Source organism: Flintibacter hominis, assembly GCF_014287965.1.
Lineage (GTDB): Bacteria > Bacillota > Clostridia > Oscillospirales > Oscillospiraceae > Lawsonibacter > Lawsonibacter aceti.
Genome location: NZ_JACOPO010000003.1, coordinates 152,600 through 173,823 on the forward strand (window position 1 = coordinate 152,600; position 21,224 = coordinate 173,823).

19 protein-coding genes are annotated in these 21,224 nt (G+C 54.3%); 15 read left to right on the forward strand and 4 right to left on the reverse strand.

The annotated features are described in order from the left end of the window. Positions 1 to 139 precede the first annotated feature (139 nt). The 14 genes from rsmB (at position 140) to H8S11_RS06040 (ending at position 16,865) form a co-directional block, all read left to right on the forward strand. Positions 140 to 1,477: a 16S rRNA (cytosine(967)-C(5))-methyltransferase RsmB gene (rsmB, locus tag H8S11_RS05975; RefSeq protein ID WP_186852520.1), complete on the forward strand. Its 1,338-nt coding sequence runs from the start codon at positions 140 to 142 to the stop codon at positions 1,475 to 1,477. Then, the gene (rlmN, locus tag H8S11_RS05980; RefSeq protein ID WP_147572274.1) at positions 1,474 to 2,499 is read left to right on the forward strand and encodes a dual-specificity RNA methyltransferase RlmN; all 1,026 of its coding nucleotides are present in this window, start codon (positions 1,474 to 1,476) and stop codon (positions 2,497 to 2,499) included. Before rsmB ends, rlmN begins: the two co-directional genes overlap by 4 nt. A gap of 46 nt (positions 2,500 to 2,545) precedes the next feature. Beyond that, on the forward strand, positions 2,546 to 3,259 hold the full coding sequence (locus H8S11_RS05985) for a Stp1/IreP family PP2C-type Ser/Thr phosphatase (RefSeq protein WP_147572275.1): 714 nt from the start codon (positions 2,546 to 2,548) through the stop codon (positions 3,257 to 3,259). A 40-nt stretch (positions 3,260 to 3,299) separates the two neighbouring features. After that, on the forward strand, positions 3,300 to 5,306 hold the full coding sequence (gene pknB, locus H8S11_RS05990) for a Stk1 family PASTA domain-containing Ser/Thr kinase (protein ID WP_147572276.1): 2,007 nt from the start codon (positions 3,300 to 3,302) through the stop codon (positions 5,304 to 5,306). Then, complete coding sequence (rsgA, locus tag H8S11_RS05995) at positions 5,306 to 6,190, forward strand: ribosome small subunit-dependent GTPase A (protein WP_186852653.1); 885 nt, start codon at positions 5,306 to 5,308, stop codon at positions 6,188 to 6,190. The genes pknB and rsgA overlap by 1 nt, the downstream gene beginning before the upstream one ends. Positions 6,191 to 6,532: 342 nt before the next feature. Next, complete coding sequence (locus H8S11_RS06000; protein WP_147572278.1) at positions 6,533 to 8,062, forward strand: DUF3794 and LysM peptidoglycan-binding domain-containing protein; 1,530 nt, start codon at positions 6,533 to 6,535, stop codon at positions 8,060 to 8,062. A gap of 170 nt (positions 8,063 to 8,232) precedes the next feature. Next, positions 8,233 to 9,711: a stage IV sporulation protein A gene (gene spoIVA / locus H8S11_RS06005; RefSeq protein ID WP_186852521.1), complete on the forward strand. Its 1,479-nt coding sequence runs from the start codon at positions 8,233 to 8,235 to the stop codon at positions 9,709 to 9,711. A 264-nt stretch (positions 9,712 to 9,975) separates the two neighbouring features. Further along, positions 9,976 to 10,710 (forward strand): FadR/GntR family transcriptional regulator, encoded by a 735-nt coding sequence (locus tag H8S11_RS06010; protein WP_243200953.1) that lies wholly within the window; start codon positions 9,976 to 9,978, stop codon positions 10,708 to 10,710. 345 nt (positions 10,711 to 11,055) lie between these two features. Then, positions 11,056 to 12,111, forward strand: coding sequence for a DctP family TRAP transporter solute-binding subunit (locus H8S11_RS06015; RefSeq protein WP_186852522.1), 1,056 nt, complete (start codon positions 11,056 to 11,058; stop codon positions 12,109 to 12,111). A gap of 41 nt (positions 12,112 to 12,152) precedes the next feature. After that, on the forward strand, positions 12,153 to 12,623 hold the full coding sequence (locus H8S11_RS06020) for a TRAP transporter small permease (RefSeq protein ID WP_147572280.1): 471 nt from the start codon (positions 12,153 to 12,155) through the stop codon (positions 12,621 to 12,623). Between the two features lie 3 nt (positions 12,624 to 12,626). After that, positions 12,627 to 13,904 carry a TRAP transporter large permease gene (locus tag H8S11_RS06025; RefSeq protein ID WP_147572281.1) on the forward strand — a complete coding sequence of 426 codons (1,278 nt, stop codon included), beginning with the start codon at positions 12,627 to 12,629 and terminating at the stop codon, positions 13,902 to 13,904. Positions 13,905 to 14,062: 158 nt separating this feature from the next. Beyond that, positions 14,063 to 14,893, forward strand: a complete 831-nt coding sequence (locus H8S11_RS06030) for a transketolase (RefSeq protein ID WP_186852523.1) — start codon at positions 14,063 to 14,065, stop codon at positions 14,891 to 14,893. A 1-nt stretch (position 14,894) separates the two neighbouring features. Beyond that, positions 14,895 to 15,824, forward strand: coding sequence for a transketolase family protein (locus H8S11_RS06035; protein ID WP_186852524.1), 930 nt, complete (start codon positions 14,895 to 14,897; stop codon positions 15,822 to 15,824). Between the two features lie 18 nt (positions 15,825 to 15,842). Further along, positions 15,843 to 16,865 carry a zinc-dependent alcohol dehydrogenase gene (locus H8S11_RS06040; protein ID WP_147572283.1) on the forward strand — a complete coding sequence of 341 codons (1,023 nt, stop codon included), beginning with the start codon at positions 15,843 to 15,845 and terminating at the stop codon, positions 16,863 to 16,865. An 87-nt stretch (positions 16,866 to 16,952) separates the two neighbouring features. Here H8S11_RS06040 and H8S11_RS06045 read toward each other — a convergent pair whose 3' ends face one another. After that, complete coding sequence (locus tag H8S11_RS06045) at positions 16,953 to 17,816, reverse strand: MurR/RpiR family transcriptional regulator (protein WP_147571714.1); 864 nt, start codon at positions 17,814 to 17,816, stop codon at positions 16,953 to 16,955. Between the two features lie 323 nt (positions 17,817 to 18,139). On the opposite strand from H8S11_RS06045, the gene H8S11_RS06050 reads away from it, so the two are divergent. Then, on the forward strand, positions 18,140 to 18,907 hold the full coding sequence (locus H8S11_RS06050; RefSeq protein ID WP_186852525.1) for an SDR family NAD(P)-dependent oxidoreductase: 768 nt from the start codon (positions 18,140 to 18,142) through the stop codon (positions 18,905 to 18,907). A gap of 83 nt (positions 18,908 to 18,990) precedes the next feature. Here the strand turns inward: H8S11_RS06050 and H8S11_RS06055 are convergent, their stop codons facing one another. Genes H8S11_RS06055 through H8S11_RS06065 form a run of 3 tightly spaced genes read right to left on the reverse strand, consistent with a single transcriptional unit; the run spans position 18,991 to position 21,220 of the window. Next, positions 18,991 to 19,470 carry a YbaK/EbsC family protein gene (locus H8S11_RS06055; protein WP_186852526.1) on the reverse strand — a complete coding sequence of 160 codons (480 nt, stop codon included), beginning with the start codon at positions 19,468 to 19,470 and terminating at the stop codon, positions 18,991 to 18,993. A 4-nt stretch (positions 19,471 to 19,474) separates the two neighbouring features. Then, a complete protein-coding gene (locus tag H8S11_RS06060; RefSeq protein WP_147571717.1) occupies positions 19,475 to 19,867 on the reverse strand; it encodes a thioesterase family protein in 393 nt (130 codons plus the stop codon). Between the two features lie 33 nt (positions 19,868 to 19,900). Continuing rightward, positions 19,901 to 21,220: a LysM peptidoglycan-binding domain-containing protein gene (locus H8S11_RS06065; RefSeq protein WP_186852527.1), complete on the reverse strand. Its 1,320-nt coding sequence runs from the start codon at positions 21,218 to 21,220 to the stop codon at positions 19,901 to 19,903. Positions 21,221 to 21,224: the final 4 nt, after the last annotated feature.

Sequence of the window (21,224 nt, forward strand, 5' to 3'; positions counted from 1 at the left end):
GCTATGATAGGAGGACCTGATTGGCATTCTGTTGTTAACGCTGAGAGAAATGGTAAGAAAGTGAGAGAAAACGAAGTTTTTCTCAAGTTTTCCCCTCCTTTTTCTTTCAAGAAAAAAAGAAGAAAGGCCGGTGAGAAGCATGGACGCACGCGAGGTATCGTTGCAGGCGCTGTATGCCTGCTACAAGCAAGGGGGCTGGTCGGATGGTGTGTTGAAGAAACAACTAGCTCAACACGGAGCGGACAGACGGGATGCGGCCCTTGCCACCCAACTGTGCTTTGGCGTGCTTCAAAATCAGATGCTGCTGGACTTTTATCTGTCCCGGTTTTCCAATATTCCCCTGAAGAGGATGGAGGAAAAGGTGGTACAGGCCCTGCGCTTGGGGGCATACCAGCTTCTCTTTCTGGATAAGATTCCCCAGAGCGCGGCGGTAAACAGCTCGGTGGAGCTGGCCAAACGGCACTGTAAAAACCCAAGGGCGGCGGGGATGGTAAATGGTATTTTGAGGGCGTTGGTCCGAAGTCTGGACGATCTTCCCACGGTACCTCAGCGGGACCCCACCTCTTATCTGTCTATTTTGTATTCCCATCCGGAGTGGATGGTAAAGGAATTTCTCTTGGCCATCGGGACAGGGGAAACATCCAAGCTGCTTGCAGCAAATAATAGCCAGCCACCTATGTCCGTTATGGTGAACACAACAAAGATTACGGCCCAGGAGCTGCAGGATAAGCTGGAGGAGGCGGGGGTGGAGGCACGACTCCACCTATGGCTGAACGACTGTCTGCTTTTGGCCCGGACGGGTAATCTGGAGGAGCTTGATGCCTTTCAAAAGGGTCTGTTCTATGTGCAGGACCCAGCGTCCCGGCTGGCCGTCCTCGCCGCAGGCCCCATCTCCGGCATGAGGGTGCTGGACTGCTGTGCCGCCCCCGGAGGAAAGTCCTTCGCTGCGGCGATTGCGATGGAAAATTGTGGCCAGGTCATTTCCTGCGACCTTCATCCCCATAAAAAGAAACTCATCCAGGCCGGCGCGGACCGGTTGGGTCTGGACATCATTACTCCACAGACCGCCGACGGCAAAGTATTTCACCCGGAGTGGGAGCGTGCCTTTGACCTGGTACTGGTAGACGCCCCCTGCTCCGGGCTGGGTGTCATCCGTAAAAAGCCGGATATCCGCTACAAGGACCCGGCGCCTTTGGAGGGACTTCCAGAGATCCAGCTGGCCATCCTGTCCAATGCGGCCCGGTATGTACGGCCCGGCGGGACGCTGCTCTACTCTACCTGCACGCTTCTCCGTCGGGAGAACGAGGAGGTCATTGGGACCTTTTTAACAAGGGACAGCTCCTTCCAAAAGGAGCCCTTTGTACTGCCTGACCCAGTAGGAGCGGCCCCGGAGGGGATGATAACCCTGTGGCCACATCGCCACGACACCGACGGATTCTTTATTTGCAAGCTTCGGAAGGGGGAGGATTCCCTTTGATCGACCTAAAATCCATGACACTGGAGGAGCTGACCGCTTGGCTCCAAGAGCAGGGAGAGCCCGCCTTTCGGGGAAAGCAGGTCTTTCGTTGGTTCTACCGGGGGGCCACCTCCTTTGGGGAGATGAGCGACCTGTCCAAGCCCCTTCGTCAAAAGCTGGAGGAGCAGTGCTTTCTGTCCAAGCCCAAGGTGGCCCGGAAGCAGGTTTCCGCCCTGGATGGGACGATCAAATACCTCTGGGAGCTGGCCGATGGCAACTGTATTGAAACAGTTTTGATGCGGTACAAGCATGGGAATACGGTATGTATCTCCTGTCAGGTGGGCTGCCGCATGGGGTGTGCCTTTTGTGCCTCTACCCTGGCTGGAAAGGTCCGGGATCTGACTCCGGCGGAGATGGTGGACCAGGTCCTGTTTACCCAGATAGACAGCGGTGAGCCAATCTCCAACATCGTTCTGATGGGCATCGGGGAGCCATTGGATAACTATGACACGGTGATGAAGTTCCTCACCCTGGTCAACCATCCCGACGGATTGAACATTGGGATGCGGCATATCTCTCTGTCCACCTGCGGCTTGGTAGACAAAATTGACAAATTGGCCCAGCGTGGGTTACAATTAACACTATCCGTTTCCCTCCACGCGCCCGATGACGAGACGCGGTCGAAAATCATGCCAGTAAATCGGGGCATAGGGGTGGAAAGGCTGATGGATTGCTGTCGCCGGTATTTCCAGACCACCGGACGGCGGATCTCCTATGAGTACGCCATGATCGACGGAGTTAACGACTCTGACCAACAGGCCGACCGGCTGGCCAGCCTGCTGAAGGGAACACCCGGTCATGTGAATCTAATTCCTCTCAACGACGTGGAGGAGAGTCCTCTGAAACCAAGCAGGCGAGTGGCGGCTTTCCAGAAGCGGCTGGAGAGCCAGGGGGTTACCGTCACCGTCCGGCGCAAGCTGGGGGGAGATATCGACGCCTCCTGCGGCCAACTGCGGAGAAAGGCCATGAGAGAGGAAAATTGACGAAGCGGTGCCGGTGGTGTACCGCTAAGAAGTGAGGTTACATTCCATGGAAGTATGGGGGATCACCCATCGGGGTGTGGTTCGGCAACAAAATCAAGATGCGTTTTCTGCCCGGACAATGGATGACGGACGGGTGATCGCTCTGGTCTGTGATGGAATGGGAGGCGCCAGAGCAGGCAATGTGGCCAGCGCTATGGCTGTGGACCTGTTTATGGACCGCTTTCTACGGGAGAGTGGCGATGACCAGGAGCGGATGCAGCGGGCGGCCTCCCAGGCCAACCAAGAGATATTCCAAAAGGCAGCCACAGATGAGGATTGCACTGGGATGGGCACCACACTGGTGGCTGCTCTGGCCGGAGCGGGGGAGGCGGTCATCCTTAACGAGGGGGACAGCCGGGCCTATCATATCAATGGGGACGGCATCGTGCTGATCACCAGGGACCACTCTCTGGTCGAGGACCTGGTGGAGCGGGGAGAGCTGACGAGAGAACAGGCCAGGACTCATCCGCATAAAAATTTGATTACCCGGGCCCTGGGCGCCGAGCCTGTGCTGTTGGCGGACTGCTTTCGCCAGCCGCTGGCCCAGGGTGATTTTCTCCTGCTGTGCAGCGATGGGTTGAGCAATCTGGTCACAGAGCAGGAGATGCTCTACGAGGTGATCCACGGCGGTGACAGCGAAAGCTGTCCCCAGCGTCTGCTGGACATCGCCCTTCACCGGGGCGCGCCGGACAACGTGACAGCGGTCCTGATCCGCTGCTGACGGCCCCGGTTATGAACAAGAAGATAGGGAGGATGTTACCATGGATCAATACATAGGTAAATTACTCGACAACCGATATGAGATACTGGAGCTTATCGGCTCCGGCGGCATGGCCAGGGTGTATAAGGCACGGTGCCACCGCCTGAACCGGCTGGTGGCTATCAAGATTTTGCGGGAGGATCTGGCCCAGGACGCCGAGTTCCGCCGCCGCTTCCACGACGAGTCCCAGGCTGTAGCCATGCTGTCCCACCCAAATATCGTGGCTGTCTATGACGTGAGCCGCTCCTCCCAGCTGGAGTATATCGTCATGGAACTGATCGACGGGATTACCCTGAAGCAATATATGCAGAAGAAGGGGAACAAGCTGAACTGGCGTGAGGCCCTCCACTTCATCACACAAATTACCAAGGCGCTGGGCCACGCCCACAGCCGGGGCATTATCCATCGGGACATCAAGCCCCACAATGTGATGGTGCTCCGGGACGGGAGCGTAAAGGTGGCCGACTTCGGCATCGCGCGGGTGGCCTCCGGGGGCCACAGCACTTTGACCCAGGAGGCGCTGGGCTCTGTCCACTATATCTCTCCGGAGCAGGCCAGGGGTAGCTTTATTGACGCACGCTCCGATCTGTACTCCGCCGGTGTGGTGCTCTATGAAATGATTACCGGACGGCTTCCATTTGAAGGGGATACCCCGGTTTCGGTGGCCATTCAGCATATCAACTCGATCCCTCTGTCTCCCAGAGAGATCGATCCATCAATCCCTGAGGCACTGGAGGCCATCACTATGAAAGCGATGGCCCCCAATCCAGACAACCGATACCTCAATGCGGATGAAATGCTGGCGGATCTGGAGGAGTTTCGGAAGAATCCTACCATTAATTTTGAGTATAATCTCAACGAATTTTCCGTCGCATCCCCTGAAGAGGAAGACAGAGACAAGACTCAGATCCATGCGGTATCGGCCTCACATCGGAGCCGGGAGGCAAGACCAGAGCGGCGCCATTCCGGCGGCCACAGAGAGGACCACCACCCTCGCCGCCAGGAGGAGGACGAGGATGGGCCGCAGGGAGGCTTCCCTTGGCCGGTGGTGGGGGCTGTGGTAGCTATACTGGCTTTTATCGGCGTGGTTGTCTATTTCCTCTACAACACCTTCCTGTCCGGCCTGTTTACACCGCAGATCAGCTATGATGTACCAAATTTGATTGGTAAGAGTTATGAGGAAGTGATGACGGACCCGTCCATACTGGGTGAGCATTTTACGGTGGTCCTGGGAGAAACAAAGACCGACGAGGACACCGACGCAGGTGTAATCCTCCACCAGGACCCGGCAGCGGACTCCAAGGTCCAGGATGAGGTGACACCTATCACCGTGACTGTCAGTGGCGGACCGGAAACAGTGAATATGCTTGACCTAAAAAATATGGAGTATTCCAAAGCCTATCTAGCGGTCACAGAGATGGGGCTGAAGGTGGCCACCCCCACCTATGAGCATGACGATACGATTGCCTACAACCATGTCATATCATTCACGCCGCTGGAAAATAATCCGGTTCCCCTGGGAACGGAGGTCCATATGGTAGTCAGCCTGGGGCCAGCTACGGAGACCTTTTCCATGCCCAGCCTGGTAGGCTTAACCCAGGAAAAGGCGGAAGAAGATATTACCGCCCTTGGGCTGAAGGTGGGGACTGTCACCCCTGTGTACAGCGATACCGCTCAGGCGGGGCAGGTAGTGTGGCAGTATCCTGAGGCGTATAAAGAGGTCGAGGCTGGAAGCGTTGTCAGTCTTCAGGTCAGCCAGGGACCGGACCCCAGCACCCAGGCTAAGGATGTCACCAAGACGTTGAGCGTCCCTCTGCCGGAAACTGGTGGAGTAGCGTTTATTCAGATCCTGGCGGACGGAGAGGTCGTTTTTTCCGACGATATAGACACCACAATGGAAATGCTGGTTGAAGTATCGGTGACGGCCAAAGCGGGAGAAAGCAAGAATATGTCCCTCTATGTAGATGGCGTCCTACAGAACAGCTGGACAGAAAGTTTTGAAGGATGATGGCGGAAGGTACGATCATGAAGGCCCTCAGCGGCTTCTATTATGTGGATGACGGAGCGAGCGTCTATACCTGTCGGGGACGGGGCAGGCTTCGCCATATTAAGATGACGCCTCTGGTGGGGGACCGGGTACGGTTTACCCCATCCTTAGATGGCAGCCCGGGCACGCTGGATGAGATCCTGCCTAGGAGAAATGAGTTTTTCCGTCCTGCGGTAGCCAACATCGACCAACTGGTTATCATCGCTTCGGAAGCTGTACCGGTTACAGACCCTTTCCTTATCGACCGGGTGGCCGCCATCGCCCAGAGCAGGAACTGCCAGTGTATCATCTGCATCAATAAATGCGACCTTGCAGATGGCCAGAAACTGGCTGGAATCTATCACAGGGCTGGCTTTCCAACCCTTCGCATCAGCGCGGAAACCGGGGAGGGACTGGAGGAGCTTCGCAGTCTAATCACCGGAAAGGTATCTGCCTTTACAGGAAATTCGGGGGTAGGGAAATCAAGCGTATTGAACGCGCTGGACCCTGGAATTGCCCTTTCCACCGGGGATGTGAGCCAAAAGCTGGGCCGGGGCCGGCATACCACCCGCCATGTGGAGCTGTACCGCCTGTCGTGTAGCGCCTTGGCAGCGGATACGCCGGGGTTCTCTTCCTTCGATGTGGACCGCATGGAGCTGGCCCGCAAAGAGGAGTTGCAGTATGCCTTTCCAGACTTTGCGCCCTACCTGGGACGATGCCGGTTTCAAGACTGCGCTCATGTGAAGGAGAAGGGCTGCGCCGTTTTGGCGGCTCTGAAAGAGGGAGAGATTGAACCAACTCGGCATCAGAGCTATGTACGCCTGTATGAACAGGCCAAAGCGATTCCAGATTGGGAGCGCGGATAGGAAAGGAGCGGATGACGATTTCGTCATCCGCTCCTTTCCTATTTCTAAATCCCAAAGTGGAGGAGATGGAGAGAAAAGAGGAGGATCAGTGACACGGACCAGCCCTTCCGCCATATAATGGTAACAGCCGGAGACGGTCAATTTAGGGGAGGGGAGGCGTGTTCATGGGTATCGTAGTGGTGCGTTCCCCCAAATGCCTGCGGGGACTGCTGCGCAGGATCTTCGGGGTGCGATAAGTCCTGAGAGGGGAAAAAGCAGTCATACATTCTGCCGTTCTCTCATATGGTGTCACAAAGCCGGGGCCGCGTTCCGCCGGCCTGACACCATGATAAGGAGAGGACAATGACCATGGAACTGGAATTTGAACGGGATACGATCGTATGTTATGAAACACTGACTGAGGTGACGCTCTGCCAGGAGGAAACGCTGGAGTCCATTGTTCCGGACGCCTGTCCGGATATTCTGCGGATCGTGGATGTGTGCGGTCAGGCTACACTCAGCTCTAAGGCAGCCAAAGAGGGTATGGCGGTAGTAACCGGCATGGTCCGGGCTGTCATTCTGTACCAGCCTGAGGGTTCTGCCGGGCTGCGCCGTATGGAGGTGGGACTTCCATTTACCTGTCAGGCCGAGGCCCCAGGGCTCACGGACCAGGGATATGTAGAGGCCAGTCCTCGCCTGCGCTGCGCTGAAGCGAGAGCACTAAACCCCAGGAAGGTGCTGCTCCGGGTGGATCTAGCGGTAGATGTGACAGCACTCCAGCCAACAGAAATCCCTATCTGTAGCGGCGCGTCTGATACTGAAGACAATACACTGTGCCAGCGCCAGTATCAGGGAGAAAATTATCAGATTTCATCTGTCCAGGAAAAACCCTTTACATTTACTGAACAGATCAGACTTCAGGGAAACCAAGGAGAGATCCCTCAACTTCTGGCCAGCCGGGCCAGTGCTGTATGCTCAGAAAACAAGCTCATAGGAACCAAACTGATTCTGAAAGGGGTGGTTGAGCTGGAGCTGCTCCTTCTGGAGGCGGGCGGCGGATTGACCACTAACCACGAGTCCATGCCTTTCTCTCAGATTTTGGAGGTAACAGGTGCTGGAGAAGAGGGAGATTGCCAGGTCCTGGTGGAGATTACAGACTTCCGGTGCGGTCCCAGCAGTGAGGACAGCCGCAGCTTGGAGGTGACGCTGGAGCTGCTGGCCCAGGCTGAGGTGCGCTGCCACCGTCCGGTAACCTTGCTCCAAGACCTATACAGCACCAGCTGGCAGTTGGAGGCGGACCGGGACAATCAGCAGCTGTTCCAGCTGGGGGAGCAGTCGATCCGTCCCCAGGCCGTCCGGGAGCTGCTGGAGACAGGTGAGATGGTACGAAGCGTGGTAGACAGCCGCCTGGCTCTGGGCCAGGTGATCCAGAGCAGGGAGGGGAAAGAGTTAGTCCTGACCGCCGAGGCTTGGATCACTGTCATGTACCTGGATGAAAATGAGATGGTCCAGTGTGTCCGCCGGACTATTCCAGTCCAGTGCCGCCTGAACTGTTCCGAGGGCAGTCGGTGCAGCTGCCGCTGTTCCACCTCAGGCGAAGTATTTGCCACCCCCTCCGCCGGCGGCGTGGAGGTACGGTTTACCGTCGAATTCCACTGCCTGACTACGGAGTGCATCTCTGTGCCTGTGGTTCGTGGCGCCAGACTTGGGGAGGCACGGTGCAGCAGCGGCGTTAGACCCTCTGTGGTGCTGAGGCTGGCTGCCCCCGGAGAGGATATCTGGGATATTGCCAAGGCCTACGGCACAACTACCCAAGAGATACTGCAGGCCAATGAGTTGGAAGAGGGCACACTGCCCACTGGTATCATGCTGTTGATTCCCAGTACCCGGTGAAAGGAGTGCTTGTGCTCCGGACATAGAGAATAGGGAGGATGGATGCGCTCTGCGGCCATCCTCTCTATGTTTTTATGGAAAAGAGGTTTCCTGCTGTTATATTATACAGCTTATCCTCATAGATTGTATGGAAACTACCGGCTGACCAAAGAGCCGAAGGAGGAATTGCAGTGGAAGATCGCAAAATCTACGAGGATATTGCCCTGCGGACCGAAGGGGATATCTACATCGGCGTCGTGGGGCCGGTTCGTACAGGAAAATCCACCTTTATCAAGCGGTTCATGGAGACTCTGGTGATTCCCAATATCGAGAATGTATACCGGAGGGAACGGGCACGGGATGAGTTGCCTCAGAGCGGCTCCGGCCGCACCATCATGACCGCCGAGCCAAAGTTCGTCCCCGAGGAGGCCGTCTCTGTCCAGGTAGAGGGGGGAGCTGCCTTTCAGGTCCGGCTGATCGACTGCGTAGGCTATATGGTCAGTGGGGCCGTGGGCCAGCTAGAGGGGGAGAATGAGCGCATGGTCACCACTCCTTGGTTTGACCATGAGATCCCTATGGCTGAGGCCGCGGAGATCGGTACCCGAAAAGTGATTTCAGAGCACTCCACGATTGGCATCGTAATCACAACAGATGGGACGATCACCGACATCCAGCGGGAGGATTATTTAGAGCCTGAGGAACGGGTCATCTCCGAACTGAAGGAGCTGGGCAAGCCCTTTGTTGTACTGCTCAACTCCGCCTATCCGGAATCTGACCGCGCCCAGGCCATCCGGGCGGATATCGCGCAACGGTACGACGTTACCTGTGTAGCGGTCAACTGCCTGGAACTGAGCCAAGAGGAGATCAACGATCTACTCAAGGGCGTCCTCTATGAGTTCCCCATTAAGGAGCTGGACCTGTTTCTTCCGCCTTGGGTGGATGCCCTGCCCCAGGAGCATCCCATCAAAGCGGAGCTATACAGCGCCATCCGGGAGGGGACCAGTGAACTGCGCCGGATACGGGACGTGGAGCAGGCCGTCTCCTCATTCCAGAACTGCGAAGTGGTAAGTGGAGCGCGGATCACCTCAATCGATTTGGGCACAGGGCTGTCCGCGGCCACACTGGACTTGCCCCGTAGCCTATTCTACGCTACACTGTCCCAGCAGTCTGGCTTCCAGGTAGGGGATGACGGAGATTTGATGGCCCTGCTGACAGAACTGGCCAAGGTGAAATGCGCCTACGACAAAGTATCGGACGCCTTAGAGCAGGTGGAGCAGACGGGATACGGAATTGTGGTGCCCTCTATTGACTCCCTCGTGCTGGAGGAGCCTGAAATCGTCAAGCAGGGAGGACGATACGGGGTACGTCTAAAAGCCAGCGCCCCCTCCATTCATATGATCCGAGCAGATATTGAAACAGAGGTCTCGCCCATCGTAGGGGGAGAGAAGCAGAGCGAGGATATGATTAACTATCTCCTTCAGGAATATGAGGGTGATTCCAGCAAGATCTGGGAGGCCAATATTTTTGGAAAGTCTCTCCATGAGCTGGTCAATGAGGATCTAAATTCCAAGATCAAACGGATGCCTGAGGATGCCCGGACCAAGTTAAGGGAGACCCTCCAGCGTATCATCAACGAGGGATCTGGAGGGTTGATCTGCATCATCCTGTAGTGAGAATGAAGGATATAGCCCGCGCCTCCCCGGCAGATCTGCCGGAGAGGCGCGATTTTTCTAAAAGAGACAAAAGACCCGCTTCTGGGTGTTTCAAGTTAAAACAACAGAAAAGAAAATTTTTAGCACAAAATAGATTGAGCGAAATCCTTTCGGAATTAGCTCTTGTATTATAAAAAATTTGAAGGTATAATGTAAAAGAAATTATATCATAGAATGGGGTATCGTAAGGATATAATTATTAAAGCAGACGCGGGTGATTATATGAAGGAGCTGGACAAAAACTATCTTGCGCCGATTGCAAGTAAATCGATGGTGGATATTGTGGTGTCCAGACTGACCGAAGCGATTATCAGTGGAGAGTTAAAACCTGGCGACCAGATCCCAGTGGAGTCGGAACTGGTCCGGAAATTTGGCGTCGGGCGAAATACAGTGCGTGAAGCGGTTCGTATTTTAGTCGCCTATGGCGTATTGACGATTCGACGGGCCGAAGGGACCTATGTATGTGACGGGTTTTCTCCCAAGGTACTCAATCCAATGGTATACAGCATCATTCTGCGCAGTGGGAGCTCTTTTAATGAGTTGATTGGTCTGCGTGAAGTGGTGGAGAACGGTATTATGCAGATGCTGCTGGAAAAGCGCATTTCAGAGGAACAATGGAAGGTGCTTTACCAGAAGTATGAGAAACTAAGAGGCTATTTGATGGAGGATCCCCCGGATTTTCAGAAGATTGCCGACGCCGATATCGAGTTTCATGATGAGCTGGCCCGGTCCACCGAGAACGCTGCCATCATGATTGTACATAGTAATATCGTGGAGCTGACCAAGGCATCTCGACTAAAGACTATTGAAACAGTCATTCAGAAAGGGGACAGGCAGTACCTGATCGATACGCACAAAAATCTGCTGGATAAGTTGGCTGGTACAAATATGGAAGAATTGTATCAGGCAATCAATGACAGCTACTTCTATTGGCGTGGAGTTTATAAGGATCAATAGGGTACAGTGTTTCGATTCGTACCAAAGGAAAGAGGTCCGGCTTTTGGCCTGGGCCTCTTTTTTTGTCTGACATTCCGAAAAGATTGAAATAAAAAGCGAAAATGTCCAGAAATTAACTCAGAAAGCCTGCTTTGGTGAAATTATACAGCTTTAGATTTAAAAATTAGTTAGTTCAACGAAGTTGCCCGAGTTGAAAAAAAGGACATTGACTTTCCCTAAAAGATAGTCTATTATGATGGTCGTAACATCCTATGTTCGGAAGTTTGCTGTCAAATCTACTAAAAGCGGTCGCTTCAGCGGATGGAAGAATGAGGAAAGGGAAACACATTTTTTGGAGGGAAACACATGAAGAAGAAAATTTTAGCTTTGGCTATGGCTTCTGCCATGGCGCTGTCCCTGCTGGCTGGATGCGGCAGTGGCAATGACACAAACACAAATAGCACTGGCAGCAATGGGGGTACCGCTTCTGGAGCTCAGTATGATAAAGTGACCCTGCGTTTGAGCTGTAACGGTACGGACCTGGGCAACGACACCCGTACTGCCAAGCTGTTTGCCGAGAAGATTGAGGAGAAGTCCGGCGGACTGGTCACTGTTGATGTATTCCCCAATGACCAGCTGGCCAGCGGCAATATGAGCAAGGGCCTGGAACTGCTGGCCGACGGTACTGTGGATATCGACATCCATTCCACCTCCATCATCGCCAACCTGGATAACCGAATGATGGTAAGCACTCTGCCCTGGATTTTTGCCGACTATCAGGAGGCGGAGGACGCTTTCTTTGGCGAGGGCGGTGAGTTCCTGAGCTCTGTTCTGGCTGAGAAAGGCATCACTTATCTGGGCGCTGTCCACAACGGCTTTAAAGCTATGACCAATAGCAAGCATCCCATCCAGGATCCCGATGACCTGAAGGGACTGAAGATCCGTGTGCCCGGCGGTGACTTCTTCTCCGCTTTCTATACCGCCTTTGGCGCTAGCCCCCAGGCCATGAGCTGGAGTGAGGTCTTTACTGCTCTGCAGCAGGGCACCATCGACGGCCATGATAATAGCCTTGGTACCATCAACTCCGGCAACGTCCAGGAGGTCCAGAAGTACATCTCCATTTCCAACCATGTGTACGAGGCGTTTACTTGGATGGCCAATTCCAACAATTTCAACAAGCTGAACGCTGATACCCAGGCTTTGATCCGCGAGTGTGTGGAGGAGGCCTGCAAGGAAATGAACCAGACCCTCATCGCCGAGGAGGCGGACCTGAAGACTAAGTTTGCCGAGGAGAACGGCTGTGAGATCTACGAGTTCACCGACGAAGATGTGGCTGAGTTTACCGCTGTTGTTCAGCCTGTCATTGACGAGTACAAGGAGATCTACGGTGCGGATGCTTGCGCTGCCTTTGGCATCGAGTGATTCCAGAGTTTTCTAAGTAATTAAGGAGGCAGGGACCACAAATGAAAAAGTTTTTCTCACTGTTGGAAGACAACATCTGTGCGATCATCCTGCTCGTCATGATGCTGTTGACCTGTGTCAACGTAGTTGCCCGGTATGTGCTGAAGGCTTCTATGCCCTTTGTTGAGGAGCTGACCTGTCTGGGTCTTATCATCCTAAGCCTGACCGGCGCCGCTGTGGCCGCCAAGCGTGGCGCGCACCTTGGCTTGACTGTTCTGACCGATTTTTTCCCAGCGAAAGGGCAGAAGTTTTGCACTCTGCTGGGCGACTTGATGGGGATTATCTTTGGTGTCCTCATTCTCTGGTTTGGTTTCTTCATGGCCAAGCAGGAGTACGTTTTGGGTCAGCTTACCGCTGGTATGCAGTGGCCTGAGTGGATGTTTGGCATGTTTGTACCCATCAGTGGTGGCGTGCTGGTCATCCGTTATATTCAGCTGTTCATTACCCATTTGGTGAAGAAGGAGGAGAAGTAAGCTATGGTTTCACTGATTCTGTTCGGCTCCTTCTTTGTCCTTCTGCTCCTCAATGTGCCGATTGGACTTTCACTGGGAATCTCCAGCGTGGCCGCTCTGATTGCTGAGAATCTGCCCTTCTCTATGATCCCCAGCAACCTCTACTCTTCTACGGGTAAGTTTGTACTGCTGGCCATTCCCTTCTTTATCTTGGGCGGCAACGTCATGGAAAAGAGCGGGATCTCCGCCCGGCTGATCGATTTTTGCCGGACCCTGGTGGGCCATCGAAAGAGCGGTATGGCTCTGGTCTGCGTCATCGTGGCTTGCTTCTTTGCTGCCATCTCCGGCTCCGGCCCCGCCACAGTGGCTGCTCTGGGCATGATCCTGATTCCCGCTATGGTGAAGGCTGGCTATGATAAGGGCGATTCTGCCGCCTTGATGTCTACCGCCGGTGCCATCGGCATCATCATCCCGCCGTCTATCACCTTCGTCATCTACGGCTCCGTTACCGGCAAGTCTGTGGGCTCTCTGTTCGCCTCCGGTATCGTCCCCGGTATCCTGATGGGTATTTTCCTTGTGTTCGCCATGCAGTTTGTCAGCCGGGGCCGTGAGTTGGTCCTGTTGCCGAAGGCCAATGGGAAAGAACGCTGGGCAGCCTTTAAGGAGGCTTTCTGGGGTCTGTTGATGCCTGTCATCATCTTGGGCGGTATCTATGGTGGTATCTTCACCCCTACTGAGGCTGCTGCTGTTTCCGCTCTGTATGGCCTGATTGTCGGTCTATTTATCTACCGTACTCTTTCCCTGAAGGACATCATGCCCATCTTGCGTGATTCTGTATCTCAGACCGCCGTGGTCATGTTTATCGTCGGTACAGCCAGCCTCTTCGCTTGGGTGCTGACCGTGACTGGTGTGGCTGCTGATGCGAGCAACCTGCTGATCCAGGTTTCCGCGGGCAATAAGTACATCTTCCTGTTGATCGTCAACATCATCCTGCTGATTGCCGGCTGCTTCATCGACGCAAACTCCGCCATGTATATTATCGTCCCCATCCTGTACCCTGTTGCTGAGGCTCTGGGTATCGACGGCGTACACCTGGGCTGTATCATGGTCATGAACCTGGCGATTGGCCTGGTTACTCCTCCTGTGGGCGTCAATTTGTATGTGGGTTGCGGTATCGCTGATATCAGCTTGAAGAGAATGTCAAAGTCGGTGTTGCCCTTTGTGGTGGCATCCATCATAGCCTTGTTGCTGACGACTTACCTGCCCTTCATTCCTATGACGCTTCCCAACTTGTTGGGTTAAACCGTTGTTCTGATCTGCCAAGCTTCTCTGCCGGTACACGATTGGGTGTGCCGGCAGGGGAGAGAGGCAGGGAAGAAACAAATTTTTTTTCCAAAAAACATCCCATGTTAGGACATTGGGTGTTCTGCTCAAATGAAATAATTTTATGAGGTGAAGTCATGAAAAACATTAGTGCAAAGGAGCTAAAAGAGTACGCCAAGCAGCTCCGGAAAACTGCTGTGACCATGATCTACGAGGCACAGTCTGGTCATCCAGGAGGGTCTCTGTCCATCGCTGATATCGTGGCCTGTCTCTACTTCCGTGAAATGAATGTGGACCCCAAGAATCCAAGGTGGGCAGACCGTGACCGCTTTGTGCTGTCAAAGGGCCATGTATGCCCCATCCAGTATTCCGCGCTGGGTCTGCTGGGTTTCTTCCCAGAGGAAGACCTGCACACCTTGCGGAAGGAGGGTTCCAAGCTCCAGGGCCATCCCTCTATGAACAAGTGTCCTGGCATCGACATCTCTACCGGCTCTCTTGGACAGGGGTTGTCCTGCGCCGTGGGTATGGCTCTGGCTGGGAAGCGCGATCATAAAGACTACATGGTCTACGCTGTCGTAGGCGACGGCGAGGCTGATGAGGGCCAGATTTGGGAGGCAGTGATGGCTGCCTACCGGTATCATCTGGACAATCTGGTGGTCATCATCGACAACAATGGCCTGCAGATCGATGGCACCACAGATGAAATTATGCCTCAGCTGGATCTGACTAAGAAGTTTGACGCCTTCGGCTATGACACCTATGAAATCGATGGCCACAATATGGAGCAAATCATGGAGACCTTTGATAAGATCCATGCTGCCAAGGATGGAAGACCTAAGTTCATCAATGCCCACACCGTAAAGGGCAAGGGTGTGTCTTACATGGAGAATCAACTGGCTTGGCACGGTATGGCTCCCAACGATGAGCAGTATCAGCAGGCTATGCGTGAGCTTGAGGAGGGTATCTGAGATGGATAAAAAGTTGATCGCTACCCGCGATGGCCTGGGGGACGAGCTGGTTGAGCTCGGAAAGAACAATAAGGACATCTATGTAGTAGACGTAGACATCGGAAAGTCTTGCAAAACCACCGCTTTTGCTAAGGCCTATCCGGAGCAGCATGTGAACGTGGGCATCGCGGAGCAGAACGGAGCCGGTCTGGCAGCCGGCTTGGCTACCTGCGGCAAGATCCCCTTCGTGGTTACCTATGCTGTGTTCGGCTCCCTGCGTATGTGCGAGCAGATCCGTCAGGAGATCTGCTATCCCAACCTGAATGTGAAGATCGCCTGCTCTCACGGCGGCGTTACCCCCGCCAATGACGGCGCTTCCCATCAGTGTATCGAGGATATGGGTGTTCTGCGCACCCTGCCCAACATGACGGTCATTATGCCGGCTGACTACTGGTCCGCCCGCAAGCTGGTGGCCGCGGCGGCGGAGATGAATGGCCCCTGCTACCTGCGCTTTACCCGTGACGCGATCCCCGTCATCTATGACGAGAACACCACCTTTGAGATTGGCAAGGCCAACCTGCTGAAGGACGGCAAGGATGTGGCCATCATCGCCAACGGCGACACCGTCCGTCTGGCTCTGGAGGCCGCCGAGGTGCTGGCTGGCAAGGGAATCTCCGCCCGAGTGCTGGATATGCACACCATCAAGCCTCTGGACGTAGAGGCGGTCAAGGCTTGTGTCAACGACATCGGTAAGATTATCACCGTGGAGGACCACAACATCATCAACGGCCTGGGCGGCGCTGTCTGCGAGGTCGTGGCCGAGATGGGCAAGGGCCAGGTCAAGCGCGTCGGCATCCAGGATCAGTTCGGCCAGTCTGCCCCCTATGAGCGCCTGCTGGCAATCAACGGCATCACTGTTGAGAACATTGTCGCCCAGGCTGAGAATTGGTAAGAGAGGGGTAGCGTGGTCATGAGAGCTGGTTTTATCGAAAAGCCGGAAGTCGCCTATTTTAAAGAGACTGAAGAACCGCAGATCAACAACCCTACTGATGTAAAAATTAAGGTCAAGGTGACTGGTATCTGTGGGTCCGAGGTCCATGCTTACCATGGAAAACACGCTTGGCGTGTTCCCCCCCTGGTTTCCGGACATGAGTTTGCGGGTGAGGTCTGTGAAGTTGGCAGCGCCGTCACGAAGTTTAAGGTTGGCGACCGTGTTACCGCAGAGCCCCAGTACGGTTGCGGTCACTGTGAGCTCTGTAAGGCCGGTAAATATAATCTGTGCCAGGATAAGAAAATATTGGGCGCTTATTACTGGAGCGGCTCCTTCGGTGAGTATATTGTAGCTCCTGAGGGATGCGTGATCCCCCTGGGGGAGAACGTCAGCTTTGACCAGGGCGCGCTGATTGAGCCTTTGGCTGTTGGTATGCACGCAGTCCGAGAGCATAAGGTCAATGAGGATAGCGTTATCGCCATCATTGGTTGTGGCACCATTGGGCTGGGTGTTCTGCTCAGTGCAAAGAGATTCAATCCGAAGAAGATCATCGCCATTGATGTGGTGGACTTCAATCTGGAGAAGGCCAAGGAAATGGGCGCCGATTTGGTGCTGAATTCGATGAAGGACCCGGTTTTGGACCGTGTTTTGGAAGAAACGGATGGCTATGGCGTGGACATGACCTTCTTGGCCTTCGGAAATGCGCCCTGTGTGCAGCAGGCCGCTGAGATCACGAAGCGCGGTGGCATCATTTCTGAAATTGCCATTATGGCCAATGTACAGGCTCCCTTTGACTTGATCCAGATCAAGGAGCTGAAGCTGTGCGGTTCCAATATGTACACCGCTGATGACTTTAAGGAAGTTATTGACGGAATCAATGAGGGTGATATCAAGTTAGATGGCTTTATCACCAAGCGGTTCCCTGTCGAGGAGTTCCACGATGCCATGGAGTGGGCCGATAAGCGACCGGAACCTGTGGTCAAGGTTGTTGTAGACTTCTGAGCAATAACGTGTCAATATTCAAATATAATAAGGCGGCCGCCCCACAGGGGCGGCCGCCTTATTATATTTGTAGCATCCTGCGGTGGGTCAGCTATTTGGCAGTCTTTTTTTCTCCATGAAAGCGGCGATCCGCTGTCCTTTTGCCAGCCGCGCCTCGTCACAGGACAGAGCGATGATAGAATGGAGAATGGAGATGGCGGTCAACTCGCAGGTCCTGGCAGCAGCCAGATCGCTGAAGTAGTCGCTGCGGAAAAGGCTTGTCCGGATCTCAATGTCCAAATACTGTGAGATGGGAGAATTGGAGGAACCGACGATGCCGATGGTCTTGATCCCGCAGGCATGGGCCAGTTGGGCATTTTGGACCATGTTGGCTGTACGGCCAGAGTTGACGATTAGGAGCAGTACATCTGTCTGCTTCATAGACCCGATCTCCATGGCTTGAAAGAGGGGATCTGATACATAGCGGCATTGGATCGCCAGCTTTAGAAAGATGTCGTAAGCAGCTCTACAAATGGTGCCAGAGCCCCCCTCGCCAACGATAACCAGTTGTTCTGCCCTGAGAATCTCCTGGGCCGCGCAGGCCAGGGCCTGATCATCCAGACTTTCCATCAAATGGTCTGCCACCATTTTGGTAAAGCTGATGACCTTCTGCTTGATCTGATGGACATTATCCCCTCGGTCCAGGTCCATGATGATGTTTTCACCGTTGGCATAGCGATAGGCCATGCTCATTTTCAAATCAACAAGACCGGAAAACCCCAGCTTCCGGCAGAAACGGACCACCGTTGCAGAGCTCGTCCCGGTGACCTCTCCCAGCTCGGCAGCCGTGGTGGAGGCAACACAGGTCGGATGCGCTAGGATATAGTCGGCAATCAGGCGGTCAGATTTGGAGAAGGTCCGCGATTGATACATAGCTTTGATGCGCTGGATATAAAGCAAGGATTCTTCCATGAATAAAACTCCTGTTATCCGGCTTATTTCTGTCAAGACATGGTCAGTATAGTGAAATTATACTGCTTTTCGATGTAAAGTCAAGGATGACAGCCTCATATCGGTCCATTGTCCCCAGAGAGGCGGCGGCAACCTACAAATTTCTTTGTGCATTATAAATGAAATAATATTTCAATATTTTTAAAATATAATGATTGAAATTTCATAATTTAAATGATATGATACTCATGAGCTGAAGGGAACCGGGGGAGAGATTCCCTGTGTAACCGCTCCATGGGCTCGGACTGTGGAGTATCAAAAAAGCTGAACAGGAGGAAATCATCATGGATTTTGAAGGTAAGGTCGCCATTGTTACCGGCTCCGGCTCTCCACACGGGATTGGCCGGGAGATCACCCGCGCTCTGACCGAGAAGGGTTGTAACGTCGTGGTCGCTGATATGAATCTGGAGGGTGCCCAGAAGAACGCCGACGACCTGAATACGGAATTTGGCTGTGATTCCATGGCCGTCAGCGTCAACGTTACCGATGCTGACTCTGTTACCGCTATGTTTGAGGCTGTGTTTGCCAAGTACGGCCGTATCGATGTGCTATGCAACAACGCCGGTATCACCCAGCCCGTCGCCATCGCTGATATGACCAAGGATGACTTTATGCGCATTATGAACGTTAACCTGGTGGGTACCTTCCTGTGCTCCAAGCTAGTCGTGCCCTACATGGTCAAAAACAGCTATGGCCGTATTGTCAATACTTCCTCCGTTTCCGCCAAGTGCGGCGGCGGTGTGTACGGCGGCGCTCACTACTGCGCTGCGAAGGCTGGCATCATAGCCTTTGCCCGTGCCCAAGCCATGGAACTGTGCAAGCGGTACAAGGATATGATTACCGTCAACTGTGTGTGTCCTGGTCTGATTGCCACTGATATCCGTGCTGAACTCTCTGATGAGGCGGAGAAGGAGTCCCGCGCCAAGCAGGCTATGGGCCGCGCCGGCACTGCCCGTGAGGTGGCTAATACCATTGTGTGGCTGGCTTCTGACGAGGCCTCCTATATTTCTGGTGAGGACGTCAACATCAACGGCGCCTCCTACTTTGGTTGAGCCTTGGAACAGTTACATAAAAACAGCGGACCCGACAAACGTCGGGTCCGCTGTTTTTTCATACTGTGGGGAAGTGAAATGGTTTAGGATTCCTCTTGCCAGCCCTTGCAGATATCGATCCACTCCAGACTGCCGGAATATTCCTCCAACTCCGGGCAGGTCAGCTCAATGGCGGAGTTGGAGCTGCCGGCGGCAGGGAAGATGCTCTGAAACCGGCGGAGAGAAATATCCAGATAAGTTTTCACCCCCGGAGGGTTGGCGAAGGGGCAGACGCCGCCGACCGTGTGTCCGGTGAGCTGGGACACCTGCTCCGGAGTCAGCATTTTGGCCTTGGTATGGAAGAAAGCCTTGAATTTGCTGTTGTCGATTTTTGCGTCTCCAGCGGTGACCACCAGAATACACGCCCCGTCCACCAGGAAAGAGAGCGTCTTGGCGATCCGGGCAGGGATAACACCGACCGCCTGTGCGGCCAGTTCCACTGTCGCGCTGGATACCGGGAACTCCAGGATATCCTGTTCCCGCCCCAAGGGACGGAAGTAGGCTCTGACCTTCTCGATAGACATGGACTCAGCCCTCCAGCTTCCGGGCGGCCTTATCCAGAAAACGCCGGTCCGTGATAATGAACCGCTCATGGGTGCCCTTCCCAATGGGCCCTCTCTCATCGTAGGCGGTTACCTGAAAAAGGATGCGCTTGCCGTCCACTTCAGTGACCTCGCTTTCAGCCCACACCTTCAGACCTAAGGGCGTGGCGGAGTCATGGGAGACGTCCAGCTTAGTTCCTACGGTACTTTCCCCCTCCTCTAGTCCGGGGGCCACGGCGGTCCAAGATGCCTGTTCCATCAAAGCACACATCCACGGGGTGGCGAAGACAGGCAGCGTGCCGGAGCCAGCCGCCTGAGCTGTGTTGCTTTCACAGACAAGGGCCTCTGCACTGCCTTTCATTCCAATCGTGACAGACATGAAAACGTCCTCCTTTGTATAAATCAATGCCTATTATACAGCAGAGGAGGAAAAAAATCCAGTCCCCGATGAAAGCTCTTCCCGGATGTGGTACAGGGAATTGAGGACCGTCCAGTTCTGCGGGAAGGGCCGCATCAGGTTCCAATACCCCACTCCATAGAGACCGTATTCCTGAGCCAGGGCGAGCTTGGCCTTGATGCTCCTGGCATCCTCGAACCAGACCTCGTGTTCCTGCCCACTTCCATCCACATACCGGAACCAGGGGGACTGAGCCTCCTGATCATAGCGGATGGCGGCGTAATGGCGGATCGCCAGTTGGACTGCCTCCTGGTTAGAAATGGAGGGCGCGCGCCGCCCCTGCTGATAGGGGAGCAGCCAATCGTAGCCGTAGTTGGGGATACCCAAAAAGATCTGTTCTGCTTTCATCTCCGTTAGCGCGTATTCTATCACCTGACGTACGTTTCGGATAGGCGCTATGGCCATAGGAGGTCCATAAGAGTAGCCCCACTCATAGGTCATCAGCAGAACATAGTCCGCCGCCTGGGCCAGCAGGCGGTAATCATGACCCTCGTAGAGAGAACCGGGCTGATCCCGTGAGGTCTTGGCTGTGAGGGCCACTAGGACAGGGATGTTGTGCGGAGATAGGGCTTCACGGAGGCGGCTGATGAACTGGGCATAAGCCTGAGCGTCTTGGGCGGCCACATTTTCAAAGTCCACATCCACTCCCTGATAGCCAAGGCTGTGCAAAGTTCCCAGCACTTCATGGATCAGCCTAGTCTGGACCTGCTGGTCTGTGAGGGCAATGTGGGCCAGATCCTGGGAAAAAGCTCCCTCAGTGTCATCAAGGTTGGAGAGATGAAAGACAGGCCGAACTCCCATATACTGGGCGGCATCGATCATATACTGGTCGTCTAGCTGAATGAGTGCCCCTTGGTTTGTAAATCGATAGGTAAAGGGCGTCAAATCGGAGAGGAAGGGGAGCGTGCGCTGGAGCAGTCCACGGTCGATATGGGGATAGGCGTATCCGTTGACAGATAAGGTTCCCTCCCTCGTCTGACGGTAGGAGAGAATCAAGACCTGACCGGGGAAGATCCGGTCCCCGCCGCCCAGCGCCGGGTTATCGCGCAGCAACTGGCGCACAGTAGTCTGGTGCGCGGCAGCGATGGAAAAAAGAGTATCGCCCGCCTGGACCGTGTAGGTCTGTTCCGGGTATTGGATTACGATGGCCTGCCCTACGACCAGGCGGTCCGGCTCCGGCAGCTGATTATCAAGGATTAGCTGTGACATGGGCACGCCATGCTGGAGGGCGATGGAATAGAGAGTATCTCCGGACTTGACTACATGGATATCCATAGGA